Annotated in this window: 17 protein-coding genes; 11 read left to right on the forward strand and 6 right to left on the reverse strand. The window is 41.5% G+C overall.

Annotated features, from left to right (window positions below):
- The first annotated feature begins 196 nt into the window (after nt 1-196).
- From Q0017_RS00160 to Q0017_RS00180, 5 genes are all read left to right on the forward strand, one after another.
- Nucleotides 197-7,171 (forward strand): Ig-like domain-containing protein, encoded by a 6,975-nt coding sequence (locus Q0017_RS00160; RefSeq protein WP_298141277.1) that lies wholly within the window; start codon nt 197-199, stop codon nt 7,169-7,171.
- Nucleotides 7,172-7,242: 71 nt separating this feature from the next.
- Nucleotides 7,243-7,611, forward strand: a complete 369-nt coding sequence (locus Q0017_RS00165) for a hypothetical protein (protein ID WP_298141280.1) — start codon at nt 7,243-7,245, stop codon at nt 7,609-7,611.
- 92 nt (nt 7,612-7,703) lie between these two features.
- The gene (locus Q0017_RS00170; protein WP_298141283.1) at nt 7,704-8,297 is read left to right on the forward strand and encodes a YigZ family protein; all 594 of its coding nucleotides are present in this window, start codon (nt 7,704-7,706) and stop codon (nt 8,295-8,297) included.
- Entirely contained in the window at nt 8,290-8,907 is a 618-nt protein-coding gene (locus tag Q0017_RS00175) for a DapH/DapD/GlmU-related protein (RefSeq protein ID WP_298141286.1), read from the forward strand. The genes Q0017_RS00170 and Q0017_RS00175 overlap by 8 nt, the downstream gene beginning before the upstream one ends.
- A gap of 83 nt (nt 8,908-8,990) precedes the next feature.
- A complete protein-coding gene (locus Q0017_RS00180; RefSeq protein WP_297425828.1) occupies nt 8,991-9,833 on the forward strand; it encodes a universal stress protein in 843 nt (280 codons plus the stop codon).
- A 118-nt stretch (nt 9,834-9,951) separates the two neighbouring features.
- On the opposite strand, the gene Q0017_RS00185 is transcribed toward Q0017_RS00180, so the two are convergent.
- The 4 genes from Q0017_RS00185 to mutS form a co-directional block, all read right to left on the reverse strand.
- Entirely contained in the window at nt 9,952-10,617 is a 666-nt protein-coding gene (locus Q0017_RS00185; protein WP_298141289.1) for an O-methyltransferase, read from the reverse strand.
- Nucleotides 10,618-10,714: 97 nt separating this feature from the next.
- Nucleotides 10,715-11,440, reverse strand: coding sequence for a D-Ala-D-Ala carboxypeptidase family metallohydrolase (locus Q0017_RS00190; RefSeq protein WP_298141292.1), 726 nt, complete (start codon nt 11,438-11,440; stop codon nt 10,715-10,717).
- Between the two features lie 133 nt (nt 11,441-11,573).
- Nucleotides 11,574-11,897 carry a ferredoxin FdxA gene (fdxA, locus tag Q0017_RS00195; RefSeq protein ID WP_298141295.1) on the reverse strand — a complete coding sequence of 108 codons (324 nt, stop codon included), beginning with the start codon at nt 11,895-11,897 and terminating at the stop codon, nt 11,574-11,576.
- Between the two features lie 202 nt (nt 11,898-12,099).
- Complete coding sequence (gene mutS / locus Q0017_RS00200; protein ID WP_298141297.1) at nt 12,100-14,733, reverse strand: DNA mismatch repair protein MutS; 2,634 nt, start codon at nt 14,731-14,733, stop codon at nt 12,100-12,102.
- A gap of 183 nt (nt 14,734-14,916) precedes the next feature.
- On the opposite strand from mutS, the gene Q0017_RS00205 reads away from it, so the two are divergent.
- From Q0017_RS00205 to Q0017_RS00225, 5 genes are all read left to right on the forward strand, one after another.
- Nucleotides 14,917-16,530 (forward strand): GTPase domain-containing protein, encoded by a 1,614-nt coding sequence (locus Q0017_RS00205; protein WP_298141300.1) that lies wholly within the window; start codon nt 14,917-14,919, stop codon nt 16,528-16,530.
- 142 nt (nt 16,531-16,672) lie between these two features.
- Nucleotides 16,673-18,226, forward strand: coding sequence for a GTPase (locus Q0017_RS00210; RefSeq protein WP_298141303.1), 1,554 nt, complete (start codon nt 16,673-16,675; stop codon nt 18,224-18,226).
- 50 nt (nt 18,227-18,276) lie between these two features.
- A complete protein-coding gene (locus tag Q0017_RS00215; RefSeq protein WP_298141306.1) occupies nt 18,277-18,558 on the forward strand; it encodes a hypothetical protein in 282 nt (93 codons plus the stop codon).
- Nucleotides 18,559-20,316, forward strand: a complete 1,758-nt coding sequence (locus Q0017_RS00220; RefSeq protein ID WP_298141309.1) for an AAA family ATPase — start codon at nt 18,559-18,561, stop codon at nt 20,314-20,316.
- The gene (locus Q0017_RS00225; RefSeq protein WP_298141312.1) at nt 20,313-21,401 is read left to right on the forward strand and encodes a hypothetical protein; all 1,089 of its coding nucleotides are present in this window, start codon (nt 20,313-20,315) and stop codon (nt 21,399-21,401) included. Before Q0017_RS00220 ends, Q0017_RS00225 begins: the two co-directional genes overlap by 4 nt.
- Here Q0017_RS00225 and Q0017_RS00230 read toward each other — a convergent pair.
- Nucleotides 21,328-22,536 (reverse strand): GGDEF domain-containing protein, encoded by a 1,209-nt coding sequence (locus Q0017_RS00230; RefSeq protein ID WP_298141315.1) that lies wholly within the window; start codon nt 22,534-22,536, stop codon nt 21,328-21,330. The genes Q0017_RS00225 and Q0017_RS00230 overlap by 74 nt on opposite strands.
- Nucleotides 22,537-22,865: 329 nt before the next feature.
- Between Q0017_RS00230 and Q0017_RS00235 the strand changes: the two genes are divergently transcribed.
- Complete coding sequence (locus tag Q0017_RS00235) at nt 22,866-23,639, forward strand: TenA family transcriptional regulator (protein ID WP_298141318.1); 774 nt, start codon at nt 22,866-22,868, stop codon at nt 23,637-23,639.
- Between the two features lie 34 nt (nt 23,640-23,673).
- On the opposite strand, the gene Q0017_RS00240 is transcribed toward Q0017_RS00235, so the two are convergent.
- Nucleotides 23,674-25,662 carry an alpha/beta fold hydrolase gene (locus Q0017_RS00240; protein WP_298141322.1) on the reverse strand — a complete coding sequence of 663 codons (1,989 nt, stop codon included), beginning with the start codon at nt 25,660-25,662 and terminating at the stop codon, nt 23,674-23,676.
- Nucleotides 25,663-25,756: the final 94 nt, after the last annotated feature.

The raw sequence follows: 25,756 nt of genomic DNA on the forward strand, positions 1-25,756 counted from the left end.
TCTTTAGAGGAGAAAAGATGCACATAAAATGCACACAATATGCCAACCATATATAATTTGATACGTGGTTTATTGTCAACTGAGTCACATTATCTGCTTTAGATTTAACCGCGTTATGTTAATATATAGCGTGAATTATCTAACTTTTAATTCAGTAGTAATTGTGTGATTAGGGTATAAATTTTGGGGTTGCTATATGCAAGTACAGATTATTTCTAAATCGGCTTGGACCAATCAATTGGTCGATAAACCACAAGCAGGTATAGAGTTAGGGGAAGATTCTGTTGTTTTAGTGGATATTGATCCAGCGCAGATTAAAACAATTGAATATGTGGGTCATACAGTCGTCATTACCTTAAAAAATGGTGATGTAATAAAGATTGAAAATTTTGTAGTAGAAGAAAGTTCATTGGTGTTTCGTAGCCAAGATGAACAATTTTTTTACTATGATCTAGAAAAAGTTGAATATGTCAGCTTAGATCAACTTGAGCCTTTACTTTACTCTAAATCTGAATCTGTAGTATTTCCTTACCTGTGGCCAATTTTAACCGGTTTAGGTATTGCGGCAGCAGCAGCGGCAACCTCTAGCTCTAGTGGCTCAAATAACGACTCCGATTCTGACAGTGACTCTGACTCGGATAGCGACTCGGATTCGGACAGCGACTCGGATTCAGACAGCGACTCAGATTCGGACAGCGACTCGGATTCAGACAGCGATTCAGATTCGGATAGCGACTCAGATTCAGACAGCGACTCAGATTCTGACAGCGATTCGGACTCAGACAGCGATTCAGACTCGGATAGCGATTCAGACTCGGATAGCGATTCTGACTCGGATAGCGATTCTGACTCGGATAGCGATTCAGATTCAGACAGCGACTCGGATTCAGACAGCGACTCGGATTCGGACAGCGATTCAGATTCGGACAGCGATTCAGATTCAGACAGCGATTCAGATTCGGACAGCGATTCTGACTCGGACAGCGATTCGGACTCAGATAGCGATTCAGACTCGGACAGCGATTCGGACTCAGATAGCGACTCTGATTCAGACTCGGACAGCGACTCGGATTCGGACAGCGATTCAGATTCAGACAGCGACTCTGATTCGGACAGCGACTCTGATTCGGACAGCGACTCAGATTCGGACAGTGATTCAGACTCGGACAGCGATTCTGATTCTGACAGTGACTCGGATTCTGACAGCGACTCGGATTCAGACAGCGACTCAGATTCGGACAGCGATTCAGACTCAGACAGCGACTCGGATTCGGACAGCGATTCAGATTCAGATAGCGACTCAGACTCGGACAGCGATTCAGATTCTGACAGCGACTCTGATTCGGACAGCGATTCAGATTCAGATAGCGACTCAGACAGCGATTCTGACTCAGACAGCGATTCAGACTCGGACAGCGACTCAGATTCGGACAGCGACTCTGATTCAGACAGCGATTCAGATTCAGACAGCGATTCAGATTCAGACAGCGATTCAGATTCGGACAGCGATTCGGATTCGGACAGCGATTCAGATTCAGATAGCGACTCAGATTCGGACAGCGACTCGGATTCGGACAGCGATGCAGATTCGGATAGCGACTCGGATTCGGACAGCGACTCGGATTCGGACAGCGATTCAGACTCGGACAGCGACTCAGATTCAGACAGCGACTCGGATTCGGACAGCGACTCGGATTCGGACAGCGATTCAGATTCGGACAGCGATTCAGACTCAGATAGCGACTCTGATTCAGACTCGGACAGCGATTCAGATTCGGACAGCGATTCAGACTCAGATAGCGACTCTGATTCAGACTCGGACAGCGATTCAGATTCGGACAGCGATTCAGATTCAGATAGCGACTCTGATTCAGACAGCGATTCAGATTCAGACAGCGATTCAGACTCAGATAGCGATTCAGATTCGGACAGCGATTCGGATTCGGACAGCGATTCAGATTCAGATAGCGACTCAGATTCGGACAGCGACTCGGATTCGGACAGCGATTCAGATTCGGATAGCGATTCAGATTCGGACAGCGACTCGGATTCGGACAGCGATTCAGACTCGGACATTATTCCCGAAATCGCGATTGATGCAGTTGAAGGCGATAATTTAGTAACAGCAGTGGAAATTGCAGATGGCTTTGTGAACGTTACTGGTCGTTTAATCGACTTACAAGACAATCAAAAAGTTGAAAGTTTAAAAGTTACAATTGCAGGTCAAACCGTTGATGCATCTTTAAATACAGATGGCACATGGACTGCACAAGTTCCAGCAGAGGCAATTGAACAAGGGCAACAGCAAGTTTCTGTTGAATTAATCGCGACTGATGCAAATGAAAATGAATTCACGATTAAAAAAATAGCAGACTTTAATGTCGATATCCGTCCACCGCAAGCTTCGATCAGCATGGACGATGTGACGGAAGATAACGTCCTTAATACCGAAGAGCTCAAAGCTGAACAGGTGACGATTACCGGTCAAGTGACAGGCTTAGGCGAAGGCGAGACTGCACAAAGCATCCAAGTGTTGGTAAATGATCAGTTGGTTGACGCTCAAGTGACGCCAAAAGGTACATGGACCGCCAAAGTCCCATCATCCGATTTAACAGACGGTGCCAATCCAATCGTCATCAATGCGGTTGTGGTCGATGCGGCAGGCAATCCTGCGGATGTCAGCTTCACCAACAACATCAATGTCGACATCCGTCCACCGCAAGCTTTGATCAGCATGGACGATGTGACAGAAGACAACGTCCTCAATACCGAAGAGCTCAAAGCTGAACAGGTGACGATTACCGGTCAAGTGACAGGCTTAAGCGAAGGCGAGACTGCACAAAGCATCCAAGTGTTGGTAAATAACCAGTTGGTGAATGCTCAAGTGACACCAGAAGGTGCATGGACCGCCAAAGTCCCATCATCAGATTTAACAGACGGTGCCAATCCAATCGTCATCACTGCGGTTGTGGTCGATGCGGCAGGCAATCCTGCGGATGTCAGCTTCACCGACAACATCAATGTCGACATCCGTCCACCGCAAGCTTTGATCAGCATGGACGATGTGACAGAAGACAACGTCCTCAATACCGAAGAGCTCAAAGCTGAACAGGTGACGATTACCGGTCAAGTGACAGGCTTAAGCGAAGGCGAGACTGCACAAAGCATCCAAGTGTTGGTAAATAATCAGTTGGTTGACGCTCAAGTGACGCCAAAAGGTACATGGACCGCCAAAGTCGCCACATCCGATTTAACAGACGGTGCCAATCCAATCGTCGTCAATGCGGTTGTGGTTGATGCGGCAGGTAATCCTGCGGATGTCAGCTTCACCAACAACATCAATGTCGACATCCGTCCACCGCTATTAAAAACAGCTGAAGTAAACGTTGACGGTCAAGTAGTACTGACCTTTGACGAAGCCATTGATCCAGCCAATCCGCCAAGTCTTAACGACTTTAGCGTAACGGTGGCAGGTGAACCTGTGAAGGTTACTGAGATCATCATTGATGGTGCACAAGTGACCCTTGTCCCTGCAAGCTTGATTGAAAAAGGTCAGGTGGTGAATGTGCAGTACCAAGATCCAAGCCAAGCGAATGACACGGCAGCATTACAAGATGTAGTAGGCAATGACGTTGAGGATTTCAGTATTTTCATTAATGCCATTAACGAAATTGATGTATTAACTCAACCCGTTAAACTTGTGGGCAGTTTGGTCGGTACCAATCCAAATACCACGATTGATGTCTCAAATACTGCATTGCCTAAACTTAGCGTTGCAAGTCAGCCAATCACATGGTCAGGTACAGGTACACCAACTGATCCATTGATCGCTACAGCGAAGATTGAGGGTGTAGATGTTGAGGTAGCACAACTCATCTTGAATGGTGAAACAGGCCAATACGAATTCACCTTATCTAAAGCTGTAGATCATCTTGGTGCCAATGGTGATGCATTAACGCTAAGCTTTGCATTGCAAGATGCAAGCATGCCAACGCTTGATGTTGTCATTAATGACTCAGCTCCGGTGGCCAATGTATTGGAGCCAAAAATTGACATCACTCAAGTGGGTGAATATGGCTATGACGGCTTTAAAACTTTAGGTGCTGATAATGGTTATATCAGCCAAGTTGTGATTGATGGTACAACCTTTAAAGTTGCTGCAAATGGTGCGGTTACCTTAGACGGTAGCTTAAGCGCTGATATTTATGACTACAGCGTGGTCGATGGTCATTTAAATGTGGCAACCTACCGCGGTGAAAATATCAGTGTAGATTTAAAGACAGGTCAATACGATGTTGATGTAACTGGACTTTATAGTGTAGGCACTGCTGAAACCAATCCATTGGCAGCTTCAGTCACTAAAGCGGGTGGTCTATTGGGTGTGGTGAATGCTGACCTTTTAGGTGCCATTGATCTTAGTCAAGACCAAATGTTTAGTGTAAGCGGTGAAAACATTAAAAAAGTTGATCTCACTTATAACACTCAATTGGGTGGCTTAGTGGGTCGCTTGGTCGATGATCTGATTGCAGGCTTAGAGGGAGTTCCTCTTTTAGGTGGAATCCTTGCAGGTACATTAAAAGGCTTAGGCGTTGATGAGTTACTTAAGTTCTTATTAGATAATAATTTAGTTGATGGTTTAGGCTCAACCTTAAATGCAGTCTTAAACGGTACAGTGGACTTAACCTACAATGAAACTCTAGCTACCGAACTGGGCTTAAAAGTTGTGGGTGGCCAAGGGACCAAAGATGGTGATTTGAACTCAGCAAACTTAAGCATTACTTCACTTGATCCAAGTAAACCTTTAGATCCATTTAAGGTGAACGAGTTCTTAGCAACCGTGAAACTGACCGATGGTTCATCAGGTATCTTAGATTTATTGGCAACCGAAGCACAGTTAGCCACCACATTAGGCTTAACGGTGACTGATAAGGATGGTCAAATAGCATCTTCTGAATCAAAACCAGAAGTGGCAGATCTAGGCTTACTCACAGTTAAGGAAGAAACCGACCACAACCAATACGGTACAGCTGCTGCAGATGCGATTGATGCAAGTCAAGCGACAGAAGCCGTACGTATTTATGGTTTAGATGGTCATGACACTATTACAGGTTCGAACTTTGCAGACTTACTGCGTGGTGGACGTGGTGATGACATCCTTAAAGGTGGTCAAGGTGCAGATATCTTAATTGGTGGTGCAGGTCAAGACACCTTAACCGGTGGTGAAGGTCGCGATATCTTCCGCTTTGAAGAAGCAGAAGCTGCGGTTGTGGCACAAGATGCTGTTGATGTTGCTGATGCTGCACAAGATGCTGCTGATGCTGCTAAAACTCAGTTAGACGCAGCGGAATCTGTACGTAGCAATGCTCAGCAAGTATGGAATGAAGCAGATCAAGCAGTCAAAGATGCTGAAGTTGCTCTTGCCAATGCTGGTTTGATTAAGTGGAGTGAAGAGCGAGACCTAAAAGATGCTCAAGAAGCTTTTAATACTGCGGATGCAGCACTTAAACAAGCACAGACTGCTGTGAGTAATGCGCAAAATGCATTTGATCAAGCCACTAAACTTGCGCAAGAGGCAGTTGAAAATATTCCAGCTGCTTACTACACAGATCGTGCAGCAGCACGTGCAGCAGCAGATATCATCACCGACTTTAACAATGAAGCCTTGGTGATGGGGGGTGATGTACTTGATGTGGGTAGCCTCTTGGTCGGTGAAGATTACTTTGGTGCAAATCGCAGCAAGTTAGTCAATTACTTAGACTTTGAAGTCGCTGAACAAGGCACATGGGTTTATATCAGCTCACAAGGCGATATAAATCAAATTGATCAAGCCATCTTGTTGCAAAACGTTGATCTATCTGCGGGTTTACCAAATGCTTCTGCTGCGACCATTATCGATAGCTTATTGTCTAAAGGTAATTTAGTTCTTAATACCTCAACAGTGGATGGTAAAGCACTCGATTCGACTTTAGATATTTCGATTACTGCACAAGATCATGATGGTGACATCGTGAAGCACGACAATCATCTTAATGTTGAAGCGATTAAAAATAATGCCACTCCAATTATTGAGGGTAATCTTGCGCCAATCCCTGCGGTCAATGTGGACGGTTTATTGGGTCTTATCGGCTTAGAAGCATTAGGTTTACTTGATTTAAATCAACAAGCGTATAGCGTGATTGATGTCAATAATGACTTACGTACTGTGCATTTAAACTATGAGCCTGTACTCAATGTTGGTCTCACCAAGTTGGTGTGGGCATGGTCAAAAGAGATGCAGGCGGAGTTTGGTTTAACCGTAACTCCAATCATTAATACGGGTGCATTAACATTGCTTGATTATAGTGCATCGGTTGAGATTAAAGCCTTTAATCCAGACGGTACACCACGTAACTTAGATAATTTGGTCATTAACGAGTTCTTAGCTACGTTTAGACTTACCGCTGAAGATGGCACTTTATTAAATAGTGACTTGCTCAGCTTAAATCTTTTGAATTCTATTAGCTTAGAAGCACAAGATAGCCAAGGCTTAAGCGTCAAAGCAGCGGGTACTAATCTGTTAGATCTTAACTTGATTGACTTGGTGGGTGAAGCAGCTCAACCGATTCGAGAAGACCTCTTAGGTGCAAATGTATTAGATGCAAGCGAAGATACCTCTGCTGTCCGTCTGTATGGTTACGAAGGTGACGATACCCTGACAGGTGGTGCAGGTAATGACATCCTACGTGGTGGTGCAGGTAACGATACCTTGGTTGGTGGAGCAGGTTCTGACATCTTAATTGGTGGTTCAGGTAATGACACTTATACAGGTGGCTTGGGTCAAGATCTAGTGATCTTTGATGTCTTAGATCAAGCCGATACAACCGCAGGTAACGGTGTAGATACCTTTACTGACTTTGAGTTTGGTGAAACAGGCGATCTGATTGATGTTTCTGATTTATTAATCAATTACGGTGAAACGCAGTCTATTGACGACTATATCTCACTCAAAGTTGAAAATAACCAAGTCACTTTGACAATCGATCGTGATGGTGCAGAAGCGAAATACGCTGCTGAAGATCTATTGGTGCTTCAAGGTCAAAGCGTACAAGCTGCCATTAATGGTGTAACAGCAGGTCAAGATGTGAAAGACGCATTGCTTGATCAATTGCTGAACAACCAAATCCTTTACTAAGACCAAAAGCAAGGAAGCAGTTCGCTGCTTCCTCGTTTGACTTTAACTTTAAAATAGAGCGAGAATTTCAAATGAAAAACATGCTATTGGGTCTAGCAGTACTGGGCAGCTGTGCCGCGACTTGGGCTGAGCTACCGTCACAATTACAAGGGCGTTATGCATTAGACTGTAAGGTCGAAAAAGCCGCAGAATTGTCTTATATTGTTGGTGATCGTACTTTAGTGCGTTTGGTTGAAGGATTAGCTACACCGCATGTTTCTGTGCCTAAAGAATTACGTGTAGTGTTAGCAGAGAGTCAACCTTTAGCGGTGCAGCAGTATGACAAAGATCAGGTGAGCTTTTATCGTTTTTCTGATCAAAATTATGCTTATGTAGAATCTAAGCGTACACTCAGCTTGTTACGACCAGATCGTAAAGTGTTGTTAAAACAATGCTTATAATCTAAGCAGAATAGACAAAAGAAGCGATTTTCTCAGGAAAGTCGCTTTTTTTTGGTTAAAATAAAGCGCAGTAATGGCGCAAGAAGGTAGGCATGTTTACATTAGCAACAATGGTACGCTACGAAGAAGAAATCAAAAAAAGTCGTTTTGAAGCGATTGCTGTACCTGTGGAAAATGAGCAAGAGGTCAAGGATTTTTTAGAGGCAGTGAAAGACCCAAGTACCACGCATCAATGTTGGGCATGGAAAATTGGGGTTAATGTACGCTTTAACGATGATGGCGAACCTTCAGGTACTGCAGGTCGTCCCATTTTAGCCACCATTGAAGGCAATGATTTAACCAATGTTTTAGTGTTAGTGAATCGTTGGTATGGCGGCATTAAATTGGGTACGGGCGGGTTGGTGCGTGCCTATGGTGGCTGTGCAGGTCAGTGTTTATTGCAAGCTGAAAAAATTGAGCTGATTGAAAAAAAACAGATTTTATTTGCTTGCCAATTTAACGAGTGGGCGATTATGCAATATGAGCTTAAACACAATCAAATTGAATACCAAGAAGACTATACCGCAACAGGGGTACAGATTAACGCGCGCCTACAAGTACATCAAATTGAACCGCTAAAAATTAAATTGCAAGATGTAACACGCGGACGTGAAGCCATTAAAATCATGGAGGACAGCCATGACTGATCTTGACCCATTGCTTAAATACCGTGAGCAACACAAACATCGCCTCAATTATATGCCGTGGTTATATTATTCTTTAAAGCCTAAACATCGGGCATGGGCCCAAGCATGGCAACATGAATACCAAGATTATTTAAGACAAATGGAAACGGTTGAGATTGGTGAAAACTGTTTTATCTCACCCCTTGCGCATATTTTTGCCGAACCTGGACGCACAATTCGCATTGGTGACAATACCTTTATCGCCGCCGATTGTACTTTGCATGGACCACTTGAGATTGGCAATGAAGTTGCGATTAACCATCATTGTATTTTAGATGGTGGGCGTGTTGGGATTAAACTACATGACCAAGTACGGATTGCAGCCTACTGTCATTTATATGCCTTTGATCATGGTATGGATATAGATCTGCCGATTTATCAACAACCTGTGCGTTCTCAAGGTATTGAAATTGGACGTGATGTGTGGCTTGGTGCGCATGTTGGCATTAAAGATGGTATTAAGATTGCAGAACAAGCTGTAGTGGGCATGAACAGTATGGTGACCAAGGACGTGGCGGCTCGGCAGATTGTGGCAGGTAATCCGGCACGCTTAATTCGTTATCGTGAATAATACGCGACAAGGCATAAAAATATGCTAAGTTAAGGGCAATAATTAAAAAACATCCGCCAACTCACCTACTAAAAGAGGCGAATATGAAACGTGTGATTGCCTGTATTGATTCATCCCCTTGTGTCAATGCCTTAGCCGATGCAGCTGCTTGGGTGGCCAAGCAAACCGGTCGTGAATTGGTGTTATTGCATATTTTGGACTATTACCCTGCAAGTTATCACTTAGGTGAGATTAGTGGGGTGATTGGTTTTGAAAGTAATGCCATGTTATTAAAAGAATTGGCTGAACTTGAAGACAAACAAAGTGAATTGGCACTTAGTTATAGCAATAATTTACTCAAACATATCTCCGATTTAATCGCCTTTAAACACGGCTTGAAAACCACCCATATTCAAGAAAAAGGTGACTTTTTAGAGCAAAGTTTTCATGCCTTACGTGATGATGACTTTGTGCTGATTGGGCGCGTTGGCGAGCGTGCTGCTGAAAAAAATAAAATCTTAGGCGGCAATGTCGAAAACTTTATTCGTGGCGCACGTTGTGCCGTTATGACGGTAGGTGAAACGTTTAAACCACCAACACGCTTTATTTTTGCCTATGAATATTCACCCACCTGCTTACAAATGATGAAGCGCGTGGCTGAAAGTGATTTATTGCGTACTTTACAATGTCACTTGTTGTATGTGGGTGATCATCCTGAAATTTTAAATGAGCCAAGCACATTTTTACGCCAAAAAGGTCTAGATGTGGTGGTGGAATATCGCTACGGTGATGTGTCTGACAATATTTTGGCCTATCAGCAAGAACATGGTATTCAACTGATTTTATTGGGTGCATTTAGTCACAGTAAGATTCATCAATTTTTCTTAGGTAGTATTACCACCAGTATTTTCCGTAATAGCAAAGTCCCGTTGCTCGTCGTCAAATAAACTGCTATACATAAAGATTAGGGAAAAAGTTATCCGCATTAACTGTGGATAACTTCGTGGATAATATTATTAAGTTTATGAAATTTATAATAAAAAACAAAAAGGTTATTTTTTAAGCTTATTTCACAATTGCCAGTGCAAAACCATCATGACCTTTAGAGCCTACTGTCTGTAGTGCTGTGCAAGATAGAATCTTTGGATGATTTTGCATGAGGCTAAACATGTCACGTAAACCTTCAATACTTGGCTTTTTATTGGTGTGATCTAACAAAGCGCCCGCACGAATCACGTTATCTAAAAAAATCACCGTTCCTGAATGAGACAGGTTTAAGCACAGCTCTAAATATTCAGGATAACTTTGTTTATCGGCATCAATAAAAATAAAGTCAAACGGTGCGGTATCTTCGGGTAGGGCACGTAAAATATCGGCAGCACGACCACATTTCAGTTCTACAGTGGGTTTTAGATTGGCGCGGTCGATATTTTCTTGACCCATTGCCGCATGGGTATCACGACCTTCGATCGTTAAGATATAGCCATCTTCGGGCAAAGCACGCGCCAACCATACGGTGCTATAGGCTGCAAACGTGCCTAGTTCTAACACACGTTTGCAGTGATTCATTTGAATCAACATTTGCAATAACATACCTTGATTGGCAGCGACTGCTAAATGATCAGGGAAGCCATGTGCCGCGGTATTGTCTAAAGTTTGGGTTAAAATGGGGTCATCAGGGATTAAATGTGATTCGATATATTGGTCGAGTTCGGTCCACATTTGTTGCATAGTCGTGATCATCTTACAAATAATGCATGCATTTTAAACTTTTCCCTCTAGAGTGCAATTTCTAACAGTATATTTGGGTAAATCTTGGGCAATTGCCTTAGAAGTCACTGTTGTAGTTACACATTGAGCTGCGGCGGGTTAAGTCAGGTCCCCATGTACGAAAGCCTTGAGTATCAATATGTACTTGCCCTGAAGCATATAAACCTAAGCCCATATTTAGGCTTTGACCATGTTGGCTCCAAAATTGGCACAGTTTAAATTTGGTGGCTTCAATAAAAGCATAATCTTCTGCACGTGGGTATTGTGGTCCAATGCGAAAATCAATCGCTGAGTTAAACAAATGCCGTGAAGAATTGGCACCGCCTGCACACTTATTTAACGGTAAATCACGATACACCGAGGTGACTTCATACTCAGTTAAGACTTTAGAGGCGACGAGGTACTTAAACACAGTTAAGGTGGGCACCTGATTGGACCACAGTTCACGGCTTGGCACCATATATTGCGAACGACCACATTTTTGCCAATCACGGGCAGTACGCAGTAATTCATGCATGGGGATAATATTTCCCACCTGATTGCGCTGCAAAAATTGATCATATTCGCGGGCTTGTCTTAAATTTTCGCTGACACTGCTCCACGAATGATACGCATGAGGAATGACTTTAGGCGGAATGGGGCGCTGTGTAATAATTGTTTCGCGTGGTAGATAAATACGTGTTTGGCCTGTAGTTTTAGCTCCATCTTGTGAAGTTGAGCTACAGCCAATCAGAAAACAAGGCACAACAGCAACGGCTAATGCAGCCTTAATAAGATGCTTCATTCGGCTATTTTAATGATCATGAGTGTGGCTTAAGTGTAATGCAATTTTGCTCAAAGCCACGCAATAAATTGCAATGAAATGTGTAATTTAGGTATAAAAAAAGACCAGATTAACTGGTCTTTTTACACAATATTTATTTTTCTAAATACTGTAGTTTGTCGGCTTTACCATTCCATTCTTCACGGTCGGCAGGTTGGTCACCAATTTGCGTGATATTTGGCCAAGTTTGCGACAAGTCAGCATTGAGTTCGATAAACACTTCTTGACCTTCTGGTAACTCATCTTCAGAGAAAATGGCGTTAGCCGGACATTCTGGTTCACATAAAGCGCAGTCGATACATTCGTCTGGGTTAATAACCAAGAAATTTGGACCTTCGTAGAAACAGTCAACAGGACAAACTTCAACGCAGTCTTGATATTTACATTTAATACAGTTTTCAGTGACAACAAAGGTCATGGCGACAGCTACCTAAAAAATATGCTTCGAATAACTAAGCTGTATTTTAGGCAAAAAAGCACCGAACTAACAATTCCTTTTATTGATATTTGTTATATATGTGACTACTTAGTTTGGTAAAGTACAATTTTTACTCAAAAAGTGCATTAAAAAGGCCATGCATGGCATGACCTAAATTAAAATGCTTAGATTTTAAGCAAAATTATTCAGCTTTAAGCAACTTTTTCAGCGCATAAAGTTGTTCAAGTGCTTGACGAGGACTTAAATCATCGACGTCAATTGCAGCCAAAGTCTCCAAAGTGGCTGATGGTTTGACGATTTCCACCACGCGTTCTATCTCATGTGCAATGGGTGTAGCATCAAATAAATCTGCTTGTGGCAAGACCGTGCGGTGCTTTTGCTGCTGGAGTTCCAATTGCTGTAAGCGTTTTTGCGCATCAATAATCACATTGTGCGGAATGCCGGCTAATTTTGCCACTTGTAAACCATGACTTTGACTGGCAGGACCATGTTTGACCTTGTGTAGTAAAATCAAATTTCCATTAAGCTCTTTGGCGGTGACATGATAATTATCAATGGCAGGTTCTTGTGCAAGTTCGGTTAATTCAAAATAATGCGTTGCAAATAAGCATAAGCATTGAATGCGTTTGGTCAGATCAAGCACACACGCCCATGCCAATGACAAACCATCATAAGTACTGGTGCCACGTCCAACTTCATCCATCAGCACCAAAGATTGCGAAGTGGCATGATGCAAAATTTGTGAAGTTTCAGTCATCTCAACCATAAAGGTCGATTTACCTGTTGATAAATCATCGGCTGAGCCAATACGGGTAAAGATACGATCAATTGGACCTAAGGTAGCGGCTTGTGCCGGCACATAACAGCCACAATACGCAAGCAGCACAATTAAGGCTGTTTGGCGCATAAAGGTCGATTTACCGCCCATATTGGGACCGGTAATAATCGCCATACGGTGGGCATGATCAAGTTGGGTATTATTGGGTGTAAAAGCTGATTTGCTCAGGGCTTCGACCACAGGATGACGTCCTGCCACAATGTTTACACCCACTTCAGGGGAAAAATCAGGCCGTGACCAAGCACGCAAACGCGCTTGATGGGCAAAGTTACTGATTAAATCTAGCTGAGCAATTGCGCTGCTCATCATTTGTAAGCTGCCAATATCAGCACGTAAGTTCTCAAGCAGTGCTTCAAACAGCATTTTTTCGCGTGCTAAAGCGCGGGATTCACTCGATAAAACTTTATCTTCAAAGGCTTTAAGCTCAGGGGTAATGTAACGCTCGGCGTTTTTAAGCGTTTGACGACGAATGTAATGTTCAGGCGCTTGTTCAGCTTGAGCGCGAGTCAGCTCAATATAATAACCACTAACACGGTTATAGCCGATTTTAAGGGTATTAATGCCGGTATTTTGGCGCTCTTGTAACTCAAGGTTAATTAAAAATTGCCCTGCATGATCGCGAATTTGGCGCAGTTCATCCAATTCTGCATCAAAGCCTTCGGCAATCACGTTGCCATCCCTTAACAGTACCGGCGGATGTTCAACAATCGCGGCCAATAAATGCTGATACAAACCATTAAAGTCACCAAGCTCGTGATTAAATTGCGCAATTAAGCTTGAATGTAGACAGAGCGTTTCAATACTTTGGCGTAGCGCAGGAATATGGGCACAAGCTTGGCGCAATTGCACCAAATCACGCGGACGCGCTGTGCCTAAAGCCACACGACTTAATACACGTTCAATATCACCAATGTCTTTTAACACCAAACGCATGGGTTCTTCACAATAGCCTTCAAGGCAGGCTTGAATGGCATCTAAACGCTGATCGAGCTGTTGAGTGTCCCGCATCGGTTGCATTAAGGTGCGATGCAATAAGCGTGCGCCCATGGCAGTTTGGCAGTCATTGACCAAATCAAATAAGGATGTTCCATGCTCAAACAAAGGCGCGACCAACTCTAAATTGCGCCGTGTGACCGGATCAAGGGCAATAAAATCTGAGCTTTGCTCCAATTGAATGCTACGAATATGCGGTAACGCGGTTTTTTGTGTGTCTTTGGCATAATGAATTAATGCTGCCGCCGCCGCTTTAGCCAATGGCAAATGATCAATCCCAAAACCGGCCAATGTCGACACAGCAAACTGATCACATAAGGTTTTTTGCGCGTTATTTAAATTAAAATCAACATTTGGGCGCTTTGAGATTGGACATTCTAGTTGTTTTTTTAAATTTTCAAGCAGTTCTTGATCATTAAAATCTTCATCTACCACAATTTCACTTGGCATTAAACGCGCTAGTTCAATGGCCAATTGTTCAGGCTTAAACTGCAACTGTTGAACTTTAAAAATACCTGCACTTAAATCTAATAGCGCAATCCCAATGTGTTTTTGTTGTAAGCACAGCGCCACTAAGTTAGACGATTGATGACGATTGAGTAGCGCATCATCGGTTAAGGTGCCGGGAGTTAAAATACGCACCACTTGACGATCTACAGGTCCTTTGCCTGTGACTTCACCCACTTGCTCACAAATGGCAACCGTAACACCTTTTTTAACTAAGCGCGCTAAATAGCCTTCGGCAGCATGATAGGGTACACCTGCCATGGGAATCGGATCACCGTTGACTTTGCCACGATGGGTTAAGGTAATACCAAGCAGTTTAGCCGCTTGCTGTGCATCTTCAAAAAATAACTCGTAAAAGTCGCCCATGCGATAAAACAGCAACGAATGTTGATGCTGCAGTTTGACCTTAAAATATTGCTGCATCATTGGGGTGAGCGTAGATAAATTGGCAATCGCTGCTGCGCTGGAGCTACTCATAGATCAAAAAGCCTGAAATAAGAAAAAGGGCATTAAATTTCACGTCAGTGTAGCAAAAATTAAAAACAGCTCAAAACGTAGCTAGACACTTATATGAGCAATATGTCTAAATAGATCAAACAAGCACAATACAAAATATAAACCAGCACACATTTTATGATTGTTTATTGATCTGGGGATGGTATGAATCTATCTGTTTTATTACAACGTTTGCAAAGCATTTGCTATGAATATCAAGACGATCCAAAATATGAAATTGCCCAGTTACAACTACAAAAAAAGCTGGTGCAAGACTGGTTAGAGGAATGGATGCTGCAAGTACCTAAAACGGTACATCCAGTTAGCCCCATTGCACGCGATATTCGCTATTTTCATAAGAAATTACATCAGTTTTTGCGTCGTTGGGATAGCGCTTTAGTGAATCAGCAAAACTTGCAACAAATTGTTCTTGAGTACCCACAGCATTTGATTATTTTAATTTATGGTAAGGTCAATAGTGGTAAAACATCTTTATGTAATTGGCTGATGCAATACTTCAGTGAGCAAAAAAACCGCTGCTTTTATGTAGAACGTGGAGAAATTATTGATTATCAAGGACCTTTTCAAGCTTCAATTTTAGATGATGAACCCAGAATACAAGGGGCTGAAATTGCTGAACGTCTGGTGTTAATCGATGTACCTGGATTGTATTCAAATAATTTACAGCAAGGTGATTTAGCCAAAGCAGTTATCGCACATAGTGATGCGATTTTGTGGTTGACGCCATCTCATGCTCCGGGGCAAAGTGATGAACTTAAAGATTTAACAGACCTATTACAAAGAGCAAAACCCTTATTGCCTATTATTAGTTGTAGCGATGTATTTGAAGAGGATATTGACCCCAATACCCAGCAACTATATGGTATATACCGCAATAAAACCACTGAAGAACGAAAAGAACAAGAACAGCAGTTATTAAAACGTATCAAAAGTCAATTTCATCCCAGTAGTCGACCGCTCTCGATTTCTTTAAAAATGTATGAGCAGACACAAGACCTAGAGGCCACAGGTTTAACAGCTTTAGTCGCTCAATTGAGTGAGTTAATTGAGCAAGCCAGTTTTTACAAATTACAAAAGTCACAACGTAACGTTAAGCATTTTATTGAACAACGGATGCTAGGTGATTTAAAACGCTTATGCAACAAGGCGAAACCACGTCTTGAAAGGCATTGGCAACAACAGCAACAAGATATACAAGCACATGTGCAACATGTTTCTTTATTAATTACCGATGAAATAGAACAGCGTATTTCAAGGCTAGTACAACAATATCAACAAGAAGCCAATCGAGATCGAGTCGTTGAGGAAGTCCAACAGTATTTAAATCAAATTTTAAACCAACAAATTCCACAACAACTTAAACGATTTATACAAGATGTCCCTCAGCAATCGATTGATTTATCACCTGATACGTTTCCTCATTATGTTGAACAATATATCGAAGTGCCACAATATTATGGCCAAGCTCAAGTAGTGCTATTCAGTGCTTTATTTGCACTCATCAGTGGCATTGCAACATTTGCAGTCATCAGTGGTCTTACAACATTTTCAGGGGTTACTAGTACTGAAATATTTACACAGATTAATAAGTATCAAATATTTAAAGGGATTAATACGGATCAAATATTGCAAATATTGCTTTCAGGGGGGGTATCTGCGCTTACCCATTGGTGGACAGCCAAGCAGTTAAAATTGGGGCGCTTAAGGGTTAAAATGATCAAAGAAAAGGTCAATGCTCAAGGGCAGGATTTAACTTAGCCCTAAAACAACAAGTCAAGCTAAAGCTCCAAGAGGCTATGACACAGCTAGAACAACAAATGTTGTTCGATATTGCACAGTACGAACAATATTATAAAAAATTTACGCTGTTGTTGGTCAAAATTGAGCGGGAGATGTGTGTATGACCAGTCATGTACAGGCAATAACTGATTGCGTACAAGAATGTTTAACTATGCTAAAAGATGCATGTGATTTACATAGTGTATTAAATCTTGATTTAGATGAATTAGAGCAGCAAATTTTAAAAGAACTTGAGTTTTTAGAAACTAAAGTGACAATATTGGGGAGTTATAATGCAGGCAAAAGTACCCTAGTGAATGTATTGTTGGGTAAACGGCGTGCACCAATCAACAATTCTGAGCTCGATCATGGCTTAGAGTGTTACTGGTGGCGTGATATTCAGTTAGTAGATACACCCAGTTTGTATGATGTGGCACATAATAAAAATATTGATATGCAGCACTTTATAAATGCACAGCAAATCATTTTTGTGGTTCGTGATTATGAAGTGGAAAGTCGGCGTATTTATGAAGCTTTAACGCAAATCTTAATGCAGCATAAGCGTTTGGCAATTGTATTAAATCATCAACTTCCTGTTGATCAAGTTGATCAAGTTGATCAATTTAAGCAACGTTTTTTATATCATTTGCATAAATATGCAGCCTATCGTGCATTGAGTCCACATACCATGATGCAAGTGCCGATTTTAAGTTTAAATTTAAAGATAGCTTGTCGAGCACGTCATGAAAAAAATGAAACTTTATTAAAACACACGGGGTATTTAGCACTACGCCAAGGCTTAATGCAATGGTTGGATACCAAAGTGTCACAGCAAGAAAAGATCCAAAAATTCCAGCAAATGCTTGAACAGCAATTATTTCTCCCTATAGATCGAACCTTAAAAAGTATTGGTGTAAAACCAGAGCAGTTACGTTCTTTGTATCGTAGTAAATTACAGCTTGAGCAAGAGCGTATAAAAACACGCACAGATTTGCGTCATTTCATTGAGCAGCAAGTATTTGATGTGCATGCAGCAATTATAGAAATTTTACAACAGCCTGATGTGGTAGTTGTGGAACATCAACTACAGCAATTGTATGAAAAATTACAGCAGCAGCTGTTCCTAGAAAGCCAGAAACATCTTCAAGTGACCAATCAAACAGTGCTTAAACGTTTAAATGCGAAACTAGATGCTTTAAAACAAGAACAAGCTGTGCCAAGCCAAATATGGTATGAAAGCGTTTTAAAGCAAGGTCAAGCATGGTTAGGTAATTTTTCCGAAAAATCATCGGTGAACCTTTCGAGTTTACTAAGCAGTGGAAAAATTCCTAGCTTATCTGGATTGACACGACATAATTTAGGCGGCATGGCAGCACAAGTTTTTTTCACAGCCTACGATGCTTATCAAGCGCATCAAAAAGAGCAACACAATAATCGACGTGCACGTATACTGACTCAAGCCAGACAGCAAGTGTTAATTAATATTCAACAAGATATGCATTATCAATTGCTTGAGTATGTTGAACATGTCATCGAAAATAGTTACAACCAAAAATTGCTACAGATGCAAACCACGCTCGATCAACTCCTCATTGCTGAGGAAAAATATCAAGAAATTGTTGATCAGTTTGCAGAATTGTATGATGAATTTAAGCAGTTAAAAGGTGTAGCTTAATAAAGCTTAAAAATAGGTATACTACGTTGAGTCTATCTAGGCAGATGTGTATGACAAATTCTTTACATTGGATGCTTAATTCAATATTGCTACACCCCAAACAGGAAGTATTACATTTATCTAATGGGTATTTAAATGAGATGAAAATTGGGGATGTAACTGTACTAAAACGCATGCAATTAGATTCAGATATGCAGATTGAAGCTTATGGAAAAATTGAGCATAAAACCACCCAAAGCATCTGTATAAATTGGCGAAAGCATTTGAAAAGCAAAATGTGGTGTGATTATGTACGTTATGGCGAAGTATGGAAAGTTACTGGACAAAATTAGATGGATCAAGCTCTAGTCAATTTTGTGCTGCATGATCAAGCTCAGCCAAGAGATGCTTTTGTCAATGCGCAGTGCCATAGCCACCACAACGACCCACGTTTTGCATGGACTGAATTTTATCAAGCCATCGCACAGGCTCTATTAAATTATCAAGATAAACGTCAAGCTTTGTTGCAATGGGTCATGAAGATGGCACAGCATTATGAGCTGGCTTATTTACTGGGCCATGATCTACAAGACATCTGTCCATTTACCGTGCTAGGGATGTTTAATCGCGGGATCACCGTGCAAAAGCGCCGTGCGATTGCCACAGAATTGGCAGAATTTCTAGGCGTAGGTTTAAAAGCACCGCAAGATTTTGCTGGAATTCCAACCTTAAATAATCAGCGCTCTTTATTTTTTCATCCCAATCATCGTCATGGCTGCCAAGACATTGCGCAATTGTGGCAATTCTTTGCGATCGCTTTAGACTATGCCCACCAAGCAACAGCTGAAAACACCCAACGTTTTATGCTGCACTATGATCAGGTAAGTGCCCAATATGCGGTGGGCTGGAATTTGAGTATGGGCTTATTTTGGTTGGCACCGTATCATTTTATGAGTTTAGACCGTCAATCACAGGCGTATATTGAGCAAGATTTAGACCTGAGCATTGTCAAGCACGGTGTAAAAGGCCGTTGTCATGGGCATGATTATGTGCAGTTAAAATATGCTTTGAAGCATTATTTTCACAGCGCTTATGCCTTGGCACATAATTTTCCAGAACTAGCGTTATATGCATGGCAACAAACCAGTGGCTTAAAAAGCTTGTCTCAAGATCACGACCAAGATTTAACCGATGTGAGTATGGCATTAAAAGAACTACCTGTAGCCCCTTATGGTTTACAACAGTTACAACAAGAGGGCTGTTTTTTAGCACTAGACGAACTACAGACCTTACAGCAGCGTCTTTTATATAAAAAAAATTTGATCTTGCAAGGTCCAAGCGGTACAGGAAAAACTTGGCTTGCGAAACGCTTGGCCTATAGTGTGGTGGGGCATCAAAGCGATGATCATATACAAAGCATGCAATTTCATGCCAATACCAGCTATGAAGATTTTATTCGGGGTTGGCGACCGCAGCCCAACAGTAACGGACAACATGAACTGCAATTGGTAGATGGGCCATTTTTACAACTGATTGAAAAAGCACAGCATTTTCCTAATGATCGTTTTGTCATGGTGATTGAAGAGATCAATCGCGGGCAAACCGCGCATATTTTTGGTGAAATGCTCACCTTGTTAGAGCATTCTAAACGCCATAGTCATCATGCTTTACGTTTAAGCTATGCCAAGTTGGATGAAAAAATTTATCTGCCCGATAATCTGTATCTGATTGCCACCATGAATACCGCAGATCGTAGTTTAACGCCTTTGGATTTTGCATTCAGACGCCGTTTTGCTTTTGCACAGCTCAAGCCAAGTTTTAATCTTGCATGGCACACTTATGCACAACAACGAGGCATCAGTGAGGGTTTATTGCAACATATTGCACAGACCATGCACGCGCTGAATCAGCAAATTGCAACCTCTGTGTATTTAGGCCAAGGTCTACAGTTAGGGCATAGTTATTTTACCCCACATCTTCAGATTGATGACGAAAAACAATGGTATATAGATATTGTGGAAAGTGAAATTGTGCCGATGTTAGTGGCCTATTATGCTGAACAACCCGATGAAGTTGACGCATGGTATATGCGTTTTATGGATCATGTATGAAGACCTACGCAGGTATTCCAATTCAAAATTTGTGGTTATTGATGCTGTATGCCTCAGATTTAAAATTAACTCAGCTGCGCCAAGCCATTCAATATCTAGATACACCTTATATCCATGACAGTTTGGTGGCATGGCTAATACAATGCCTAGAACAGTATTTACAGCAACCTCAGCAGCATTACGTGTCTAAGCAGCAAGCCTTAGCTTATATTCGCGGTAAAGTGGATATACAACGCAGTTATTTGACACACAGTCTGATGCAAGGTCAAGTGCATTGCCAATTTGCGCAATTGAGCTTTAATTCAGCTGAACATCAGTACCTGTATAGTGTGATTGACAAGCTGCTTAACCACACTAAGCCTGAGCATCATCTTGCTCTGAAGCATTGCCAACGCCAACTTGTACAATTGGGCGTGCAAGTCATTGGGCGCCCTTTAGCGCCAAAACATGTCACCCATCGTGCTTTGTCTGAGCTATTGGCTTTAGCAGATGTGCTGCTTAATTTTAAAATCCCAAGTACCAAGAGTGGTCAACAGATGTGGCAACAGCCGCAAGATGATGTACGCTGGTTAAGACAACTGTTTGAGCGCGCCATAGGTGGCTTTTATAAAAAATATTTAACTCAAAGGTGGCGTGTTTTACAGGGTACCGTGTTGCGCTGGCCACAAACAACCCAACACATCGCTTTGCCACAGATGAAAAGTGATGTGATTTTAACCCATCAAGATGGGCGTTGTATTTTAATGGATACTAAATTTACCCAAATATGGACACAAGGTTATTATCGCAAGCAAGACCTGTTCAAAAGTCCGCATCTGTATCAGCTGTATACCTATTTACGTTCGCAAGAAGATTCTAAAAGTCGCTTTGATTTTACACAAGGGATATTAATTTACCCCAGTATAGGACAAACCGTAACCGCAGATTTTCAATTACATGGCTACCAGCTTAGTTTTTACACCCTTGATTTAACGCAAGATCAGCAAGGTATTGAACAACAGTTGCTTGGTTTTATAGGATCATCAAGGCATACTGATTGCGACCATATTTCTTGGCCTGATAAAGCGCTTGATCGGCTTGCATAATTAAATCTGACAATTGATGATGGCGCTGTGGAATTGTACTAATCACGCCTACACTAATACTAATGGTGTTGCAGACTAAACTACTAGGATGTGGAATGGCCAGTTCGTTGACGCGTTGAATTAAATTGTTGGCAATTTTTTCTGCCTGCTCACGATTGGTCATCGGAAAAATTAACATAAATTCTTCACCGCCATAACGCGCTGCCAGTTCATTGCCACGAGAAGTCATTTGTTTTAACACATGCGCAATGGCTTTTAAGCAGCTATCACCTGCAACGTGTCCAAAGCTGTCGTTATAGTGTTTAAAATAATCAATATCAATCATCATAATGGTTAAAGGATGTTGATAACGCAACGCACTAAACCATTCTTTGGTCAGCACTTCTTCTAAGTAGCGACGATTGGCCAAATCGGTGAGCGCATCTTGACGTGATAAAGATTCTAATAGCTGCGCCTGTTGCGATAGCTTCTTTTGATTGAGTTGAATAATGCAGTTTTGTAAATAGTTTTCACGATGCTGACGGTCAATGGCATAAGCCAGTGCCATACCAAAAAAACTACTAAAGGTATAGGTGCGGTTAAATAAAACCCAATCGATTTGGTAATTTAGCAGCAAGCTGACCACCATGGCCAACAAGCCACCTGACCAACCGGCAATAAAAGCGGTATAAAAACGTAAACCAACAAAGCCATAGATAATGACCACGGCATACATCATGGCAACATGAAATAAAGCATTGCTATGGACTGAGCCGATGACAGTGACCATCAAAAAGCTTAAAGCTACCGCAAGCATAGAGCCAATACCGACATACACGTCAAAGAAACGATCGAAACGTCGAACAAAGGACATGACCCATGCGATAAAAATGATAATACCGACCCAAGCGTAGTAGTACAGCCAAGTGATACTTACGTCGTAATCAAGGCTGATTTTATAGATACCAAGGGTCAAAAAACCATATAACGCTAAAATAATCGGGGCACGATAACGGAACTCGCGTGCTGCCTCTTGACAATAACGACGACGATAAATGGCTTCAACTTGCCAAGTAAAATGCACCAAATTCAAGCCATGTGAAATCAGCTTCTCAATTTGATGATAGGTAAATTTACTTGAGCCGGGTAATTTCATAATCCAAACTCAGAGAAAAAGAAAGTATCCATGTTTATTTTTATATAAAAGGGCAGTAAAAGATGCGGCATTAGAGCTTGCAAAATGTACAAATTGTTGTAGATTGAATTGCACTATAAACGATATTTGTGTTGAATAATAGTGGCTTAGTTTAAAGGGTTTGAGATTGCTTGTAAAAAGATTGATGCTATTTTATTTTTATTAAAAAATTGAGATACAGTTATCTTTTTGATGCATACAGACCCTTAATATATTTTCACACTGCATTATCACATAATAAGCAAGATTGTTATTTTTATAATAAATGCATCTTGGTTAAAGGGGACGCTATGAACGCAAAATATGAAGATGAATTAGAAATTACACCGCATAATGAATGGTCGCAAAAATTTTGGGATGATTTGATTCCATTTAAAGACCGTATTAGTCAACACCCATTTTTCTTAAATATGGCATCGGGTCAGTTAACTTTAACCAGTTTTCGCTATGCACTTTTAAACTTCTACCCATTGGTGGCGCATTTCCCATCTTATATGTCATTGGCTTTGGCCAAAGCCACCAATTTTGCCGATCCAGGCGTGACTGAATCACGTAATTGGTTGATCCAAAATATTAAAGTAGAAGAGCGCCATCTCAATTGGTATCGCGATTGGGCAGCAGGCTTTGGTTTGACGGTGGAAGAGTTAGACAGTGTTAAACCCAATCCAGCCATGAATGGGGTCAACCATTTTTTATGGAGCAACAATACCCGTGGCAATTTGGCACAAGCTTTAGCTGCCACCAATTTAGCCATTGAGTGGGCAACAGGGGATTGGAGCAGTCATGTGTATGAAGGCATTCAAACTTATGCTGATCATCCTGAAATTCACATTAACAAACGTACAATTGCATGGCTACGTGCCCATGCGCATTATGATGACATCCATCCGTATGAAGCGATGGAGTTAATCAAGCGTCTTGCCAATCATGATGTTAAAATGCAACAGCAAGCTTTTGAAGCGGTCAAAGAAGGTTTGGCTTATTATGAGTTGGCTTTAGATGAATGCCAACGTGTGCATGAACTAAGCTTAAAACAAGATAAACCCGTGGCAGAATCTGCTTAAGCAAAACAGCCGAAGTTCAAACTTCGGCTTTTTTTTAAGGTTTATATAAACCCAATTGAGTTAAATGTAGGCGTAAAATGCGTCTGAGTTCTAGCACAGCCTCAGGCGTTTCTTGAATGGAATGACTGCCACGAATGATTTTTTCAGATTGTGCGTCCTTTAAATGTGCACTTTGATAAGGTACAACGTCATCATTGATTTGTGTGAGATCATCTAAGCCGGTGTTATTGCCAATAATGCTGTGAACAGGTACGTTTTGACGCGGCATAATGTCTTGAGTGAGCTGCATAAATTTAGATTGATGACTTAAATCACTCGGTCCATTTTGAATTAAGCTGCGATCAATTTGCTGCCAAAGTTCTTTTAAACTTGGGTCTTCATCGACTAAGGCATCACTGATGGCGGTTAAAAATGCAACCGGTAATTTAATGATTTTACGTGCAGCTTTGGTGAACCAACGATCAGCAAAATCCGTTCCGCGATGGGGTGCAGCTAGAAAAATTGCACGATCAATATTGGGAATGTGTTTCATGACCATACGTTGTCGCACAATCGGTAAATTACGATAACGATTCAGTTGACGATTATTCATTAAAGCTAAAGTGGCTTGGGTAATATCGGCATTGCTCACCAATAATCTTGAAATAATACCGCCCATACTATGCCCAACCAACACTGCATCGTCCTTGGCTGCTGCCTTGGCATCGACTTTTGCAAAAGCTTGCGTTAATAGCGCATAAATCTGAAAACGACTCTCTAAAATTGGCATATTGGTTGAATAAAACACCTGCCAGACTTGATAGTGCTCACGCAGTACCGGATCACCCATAATGTCATTGGTTAAACGTACCCAAGCCTCAGGACTACTAGCCAAACCATGCACCAAAATAATCACTTTTTTATTGGGATTATACGGCTCCAACATATATAAATGCGGCATGGTAAGACGGTCATCACGATCAATTAAGCTTAAATACGCCGCTTTGCCCAAATTATTTTGTGCAAGCCATAAGCCATAAGGGGCTGAGAAATTCGCCGCTAATGGATAAGTTTTTTGCGCAACTTGCACGCTTTCGTATTGATAGGGATCATAAGCGGAAATTTCAAAATCGCCGTGATACAAAATGCGCTCAATCGATTGAGCCCCTTTGGGCTGAGCTGTAATGGTTGCGGCTAAATAACGTGGTGCATGTAAATTGGGGTTATGTCCATTTTTATACGCATAATTGAGTGGATCGACGATATAAGTCGTTTTAGTGGTGCGCATAACTTCAGGCAACACCAAGGCAAATTCTGCACCAAAACCGTCACGACGGTTAATCGAGCGTAGCCCTAAAAAATTCAAATTATAGGTGGAGATTAATTGTTCAATCGGGCGATTTTTAAGTGCAGGATAGGTATCAAAATTTAAGTGGTAACGACTCTCACCCACCTGAATGGTTTTGGGCATATGCGTATGTTGATGACGCATGGCATATACACTGACCATTTTGGCTAAAGATTGATTATAAAAATCACGGATTTGTACTTGTCGGTTATCAAACAGGCGATCTTGTGGGGCGCGTTTACTTTGAAACATATAGGCATAGCTATAGCGAATACTTTTATCTAGCATATGCAGCTGCTGATCTAAACAGTCTTGGCGTGCTATTTGTCTTTGTTGTTGTTTTTGTTGCGATTGAATCCCTGTAATTAAGGCGGTTTTACACGCGGCTGATTGTTCAAGCGCAATGGCTTTGGCCAAATAAATTTCACTTGCTGTGGAGAAAAATTGCTCATCTTGAATTTGCGGAATTTCTTTTAAATCACTCACACATTGTTCAGGCTGACTACTACAGATTTTTGCTTCGCGCCCAGTCATAGACAGCAAATTCAGACTGGCCTCACTTAATTTATTGCGTGTTAAAATACTGTCACGTTCATTGGCAATACTAATATTTAAAGATTGATTCTTGACGCTCACCACCTGACAACCAGACAGGAGTAGCATGCTTGTAAAGGACAGCAGGAAAATCTTGTGCATAGCGCTAGAAGTCGATGGGGATGAATTATTTTTATCATACGTGATTTTAGTGAAATGATAGAATTTTTTGTATAAAAAAAGACCGCAAAGTGCG

It is taken from the genome of uncultured Acinetobacter sp. (assembly GCF_947624825.1).
In the GTDB taxonomy this organism is placed as follows: Bacteria; Pseudomonadota; Gammaproteobacteria; order Pseudomonadales; family Moraxellaceae; genus Acinetobacter.

Coding starts and splice junctions, on each gene's coding strand:
- Q0017_RS00160 (WP_298141277.1), top strand. CDS start 197: ATGCAAGTACAGATTATTTCTAAATCGGCTTGGACCAATCAATTGGTC.
- Q0017_RS00165 (WP_298141280.1), top strand. CDS start 7,243: ATGAAAAACATGCTATTGGGTCTAGCAGTACTGGGCAGCTGTGCCGCG.
- Q0017_RS00170 (WP_298141283.1), top strand. CDS start 7,704: ATGTTTACATTAGCAACAATGGTACGCTACGAAGAAGAAATCAAAAAA.
- Q0017_RS00175 (WP_298141286.1), top strand. CDS start 8,290: ATGACTGATCTTGACCCATTGCTTAAATACCGTGAGCAACACAAACAT.
- Q0017_RS00180 (WP_297425828.1), top strand. CDS start 8,991: ATGAAACGTGTGATTGCCTGTATTGATTCATCCCCTTGTGTCAATGCC.
- Q0017_RS00185 (WP_298141289.1), bottom strand. CDS start 10,617: ATGCAACAAATGTGGACCGAACTCGACCAATATATCGAATCACATTTA.
- Q0017_RS00190 (WP_298141292.1), bottom strand. CDS start 11,440: ATGAAGCATCTTATTAAGGCTGCATTAGCCGTTGCTGTTGTGCCTTGT.
- fdxA (WP_298141295.1), bottom strand. CDS start 11,897: ATGACCTTTGTTGTCACTGAAAACTGTATTAAATGTAAATATCAAGAC.
- mutS (WP_298141297.1), bottom strand. CDS start 14,733: ATGAGTAGCTCCAGCGCAGCAGCGATTGCCAATTTATCTACGCTCACC.
- Q0017_RS00205 (WP_298141300.1), top strand. CDS start 14,917: ATGAATCTATCTGTTTTATTACAACGTTTGCAAAGCATTTGCTATGAA.
- Q0017_RS00210 (WP_298141303.1), top strand. CDS start 16,673: ATGACCAGTCATGTACAGGCAATAACTGATTGCGTACAAGAATGTTTA.
- Q0017_RS00215 (WP_298141306.1), top strand. CDS start 18,277: ATGACAAATTCTTTACATTGGATGCTTAATTCAATATTGCTACACCCC.
- Q0017_RS00220 (WP_298141309.1), top strand. CDS start 18,559: ATGGATCAAGCTCTAGTCAATTTTGTGCTGCATGATCAAGCTCAGCCA.
- Q0017_RS00225 (WP_298141312.1), top strand. CDS start 20,313: ATGAAGACCTACGCAGGTATTCCAATTCAAAATTTGTGGTTATTGATG.
- Q0017_RS00230 (WP_298141315.1), bottom strand. CDS start 22,536: ATGAAATTACCCGGCTCAAGTAAATTTACCTATCATCAAATTGAGAAG.
- Q0017_RS00235 (WP_298141318.1), top strand. CDS start 22,866: ATGAACGCAAAATATGAAGATGAATTAGAAATTACACCGCATAATGAA.
- Q0017_RS00240 (WP_298141322.1), bottom strand. CDS start 25,662: ATGCACAAGATTTTCCTGCTGTCCTTTACAAGCATGCTACTCCTGTCT.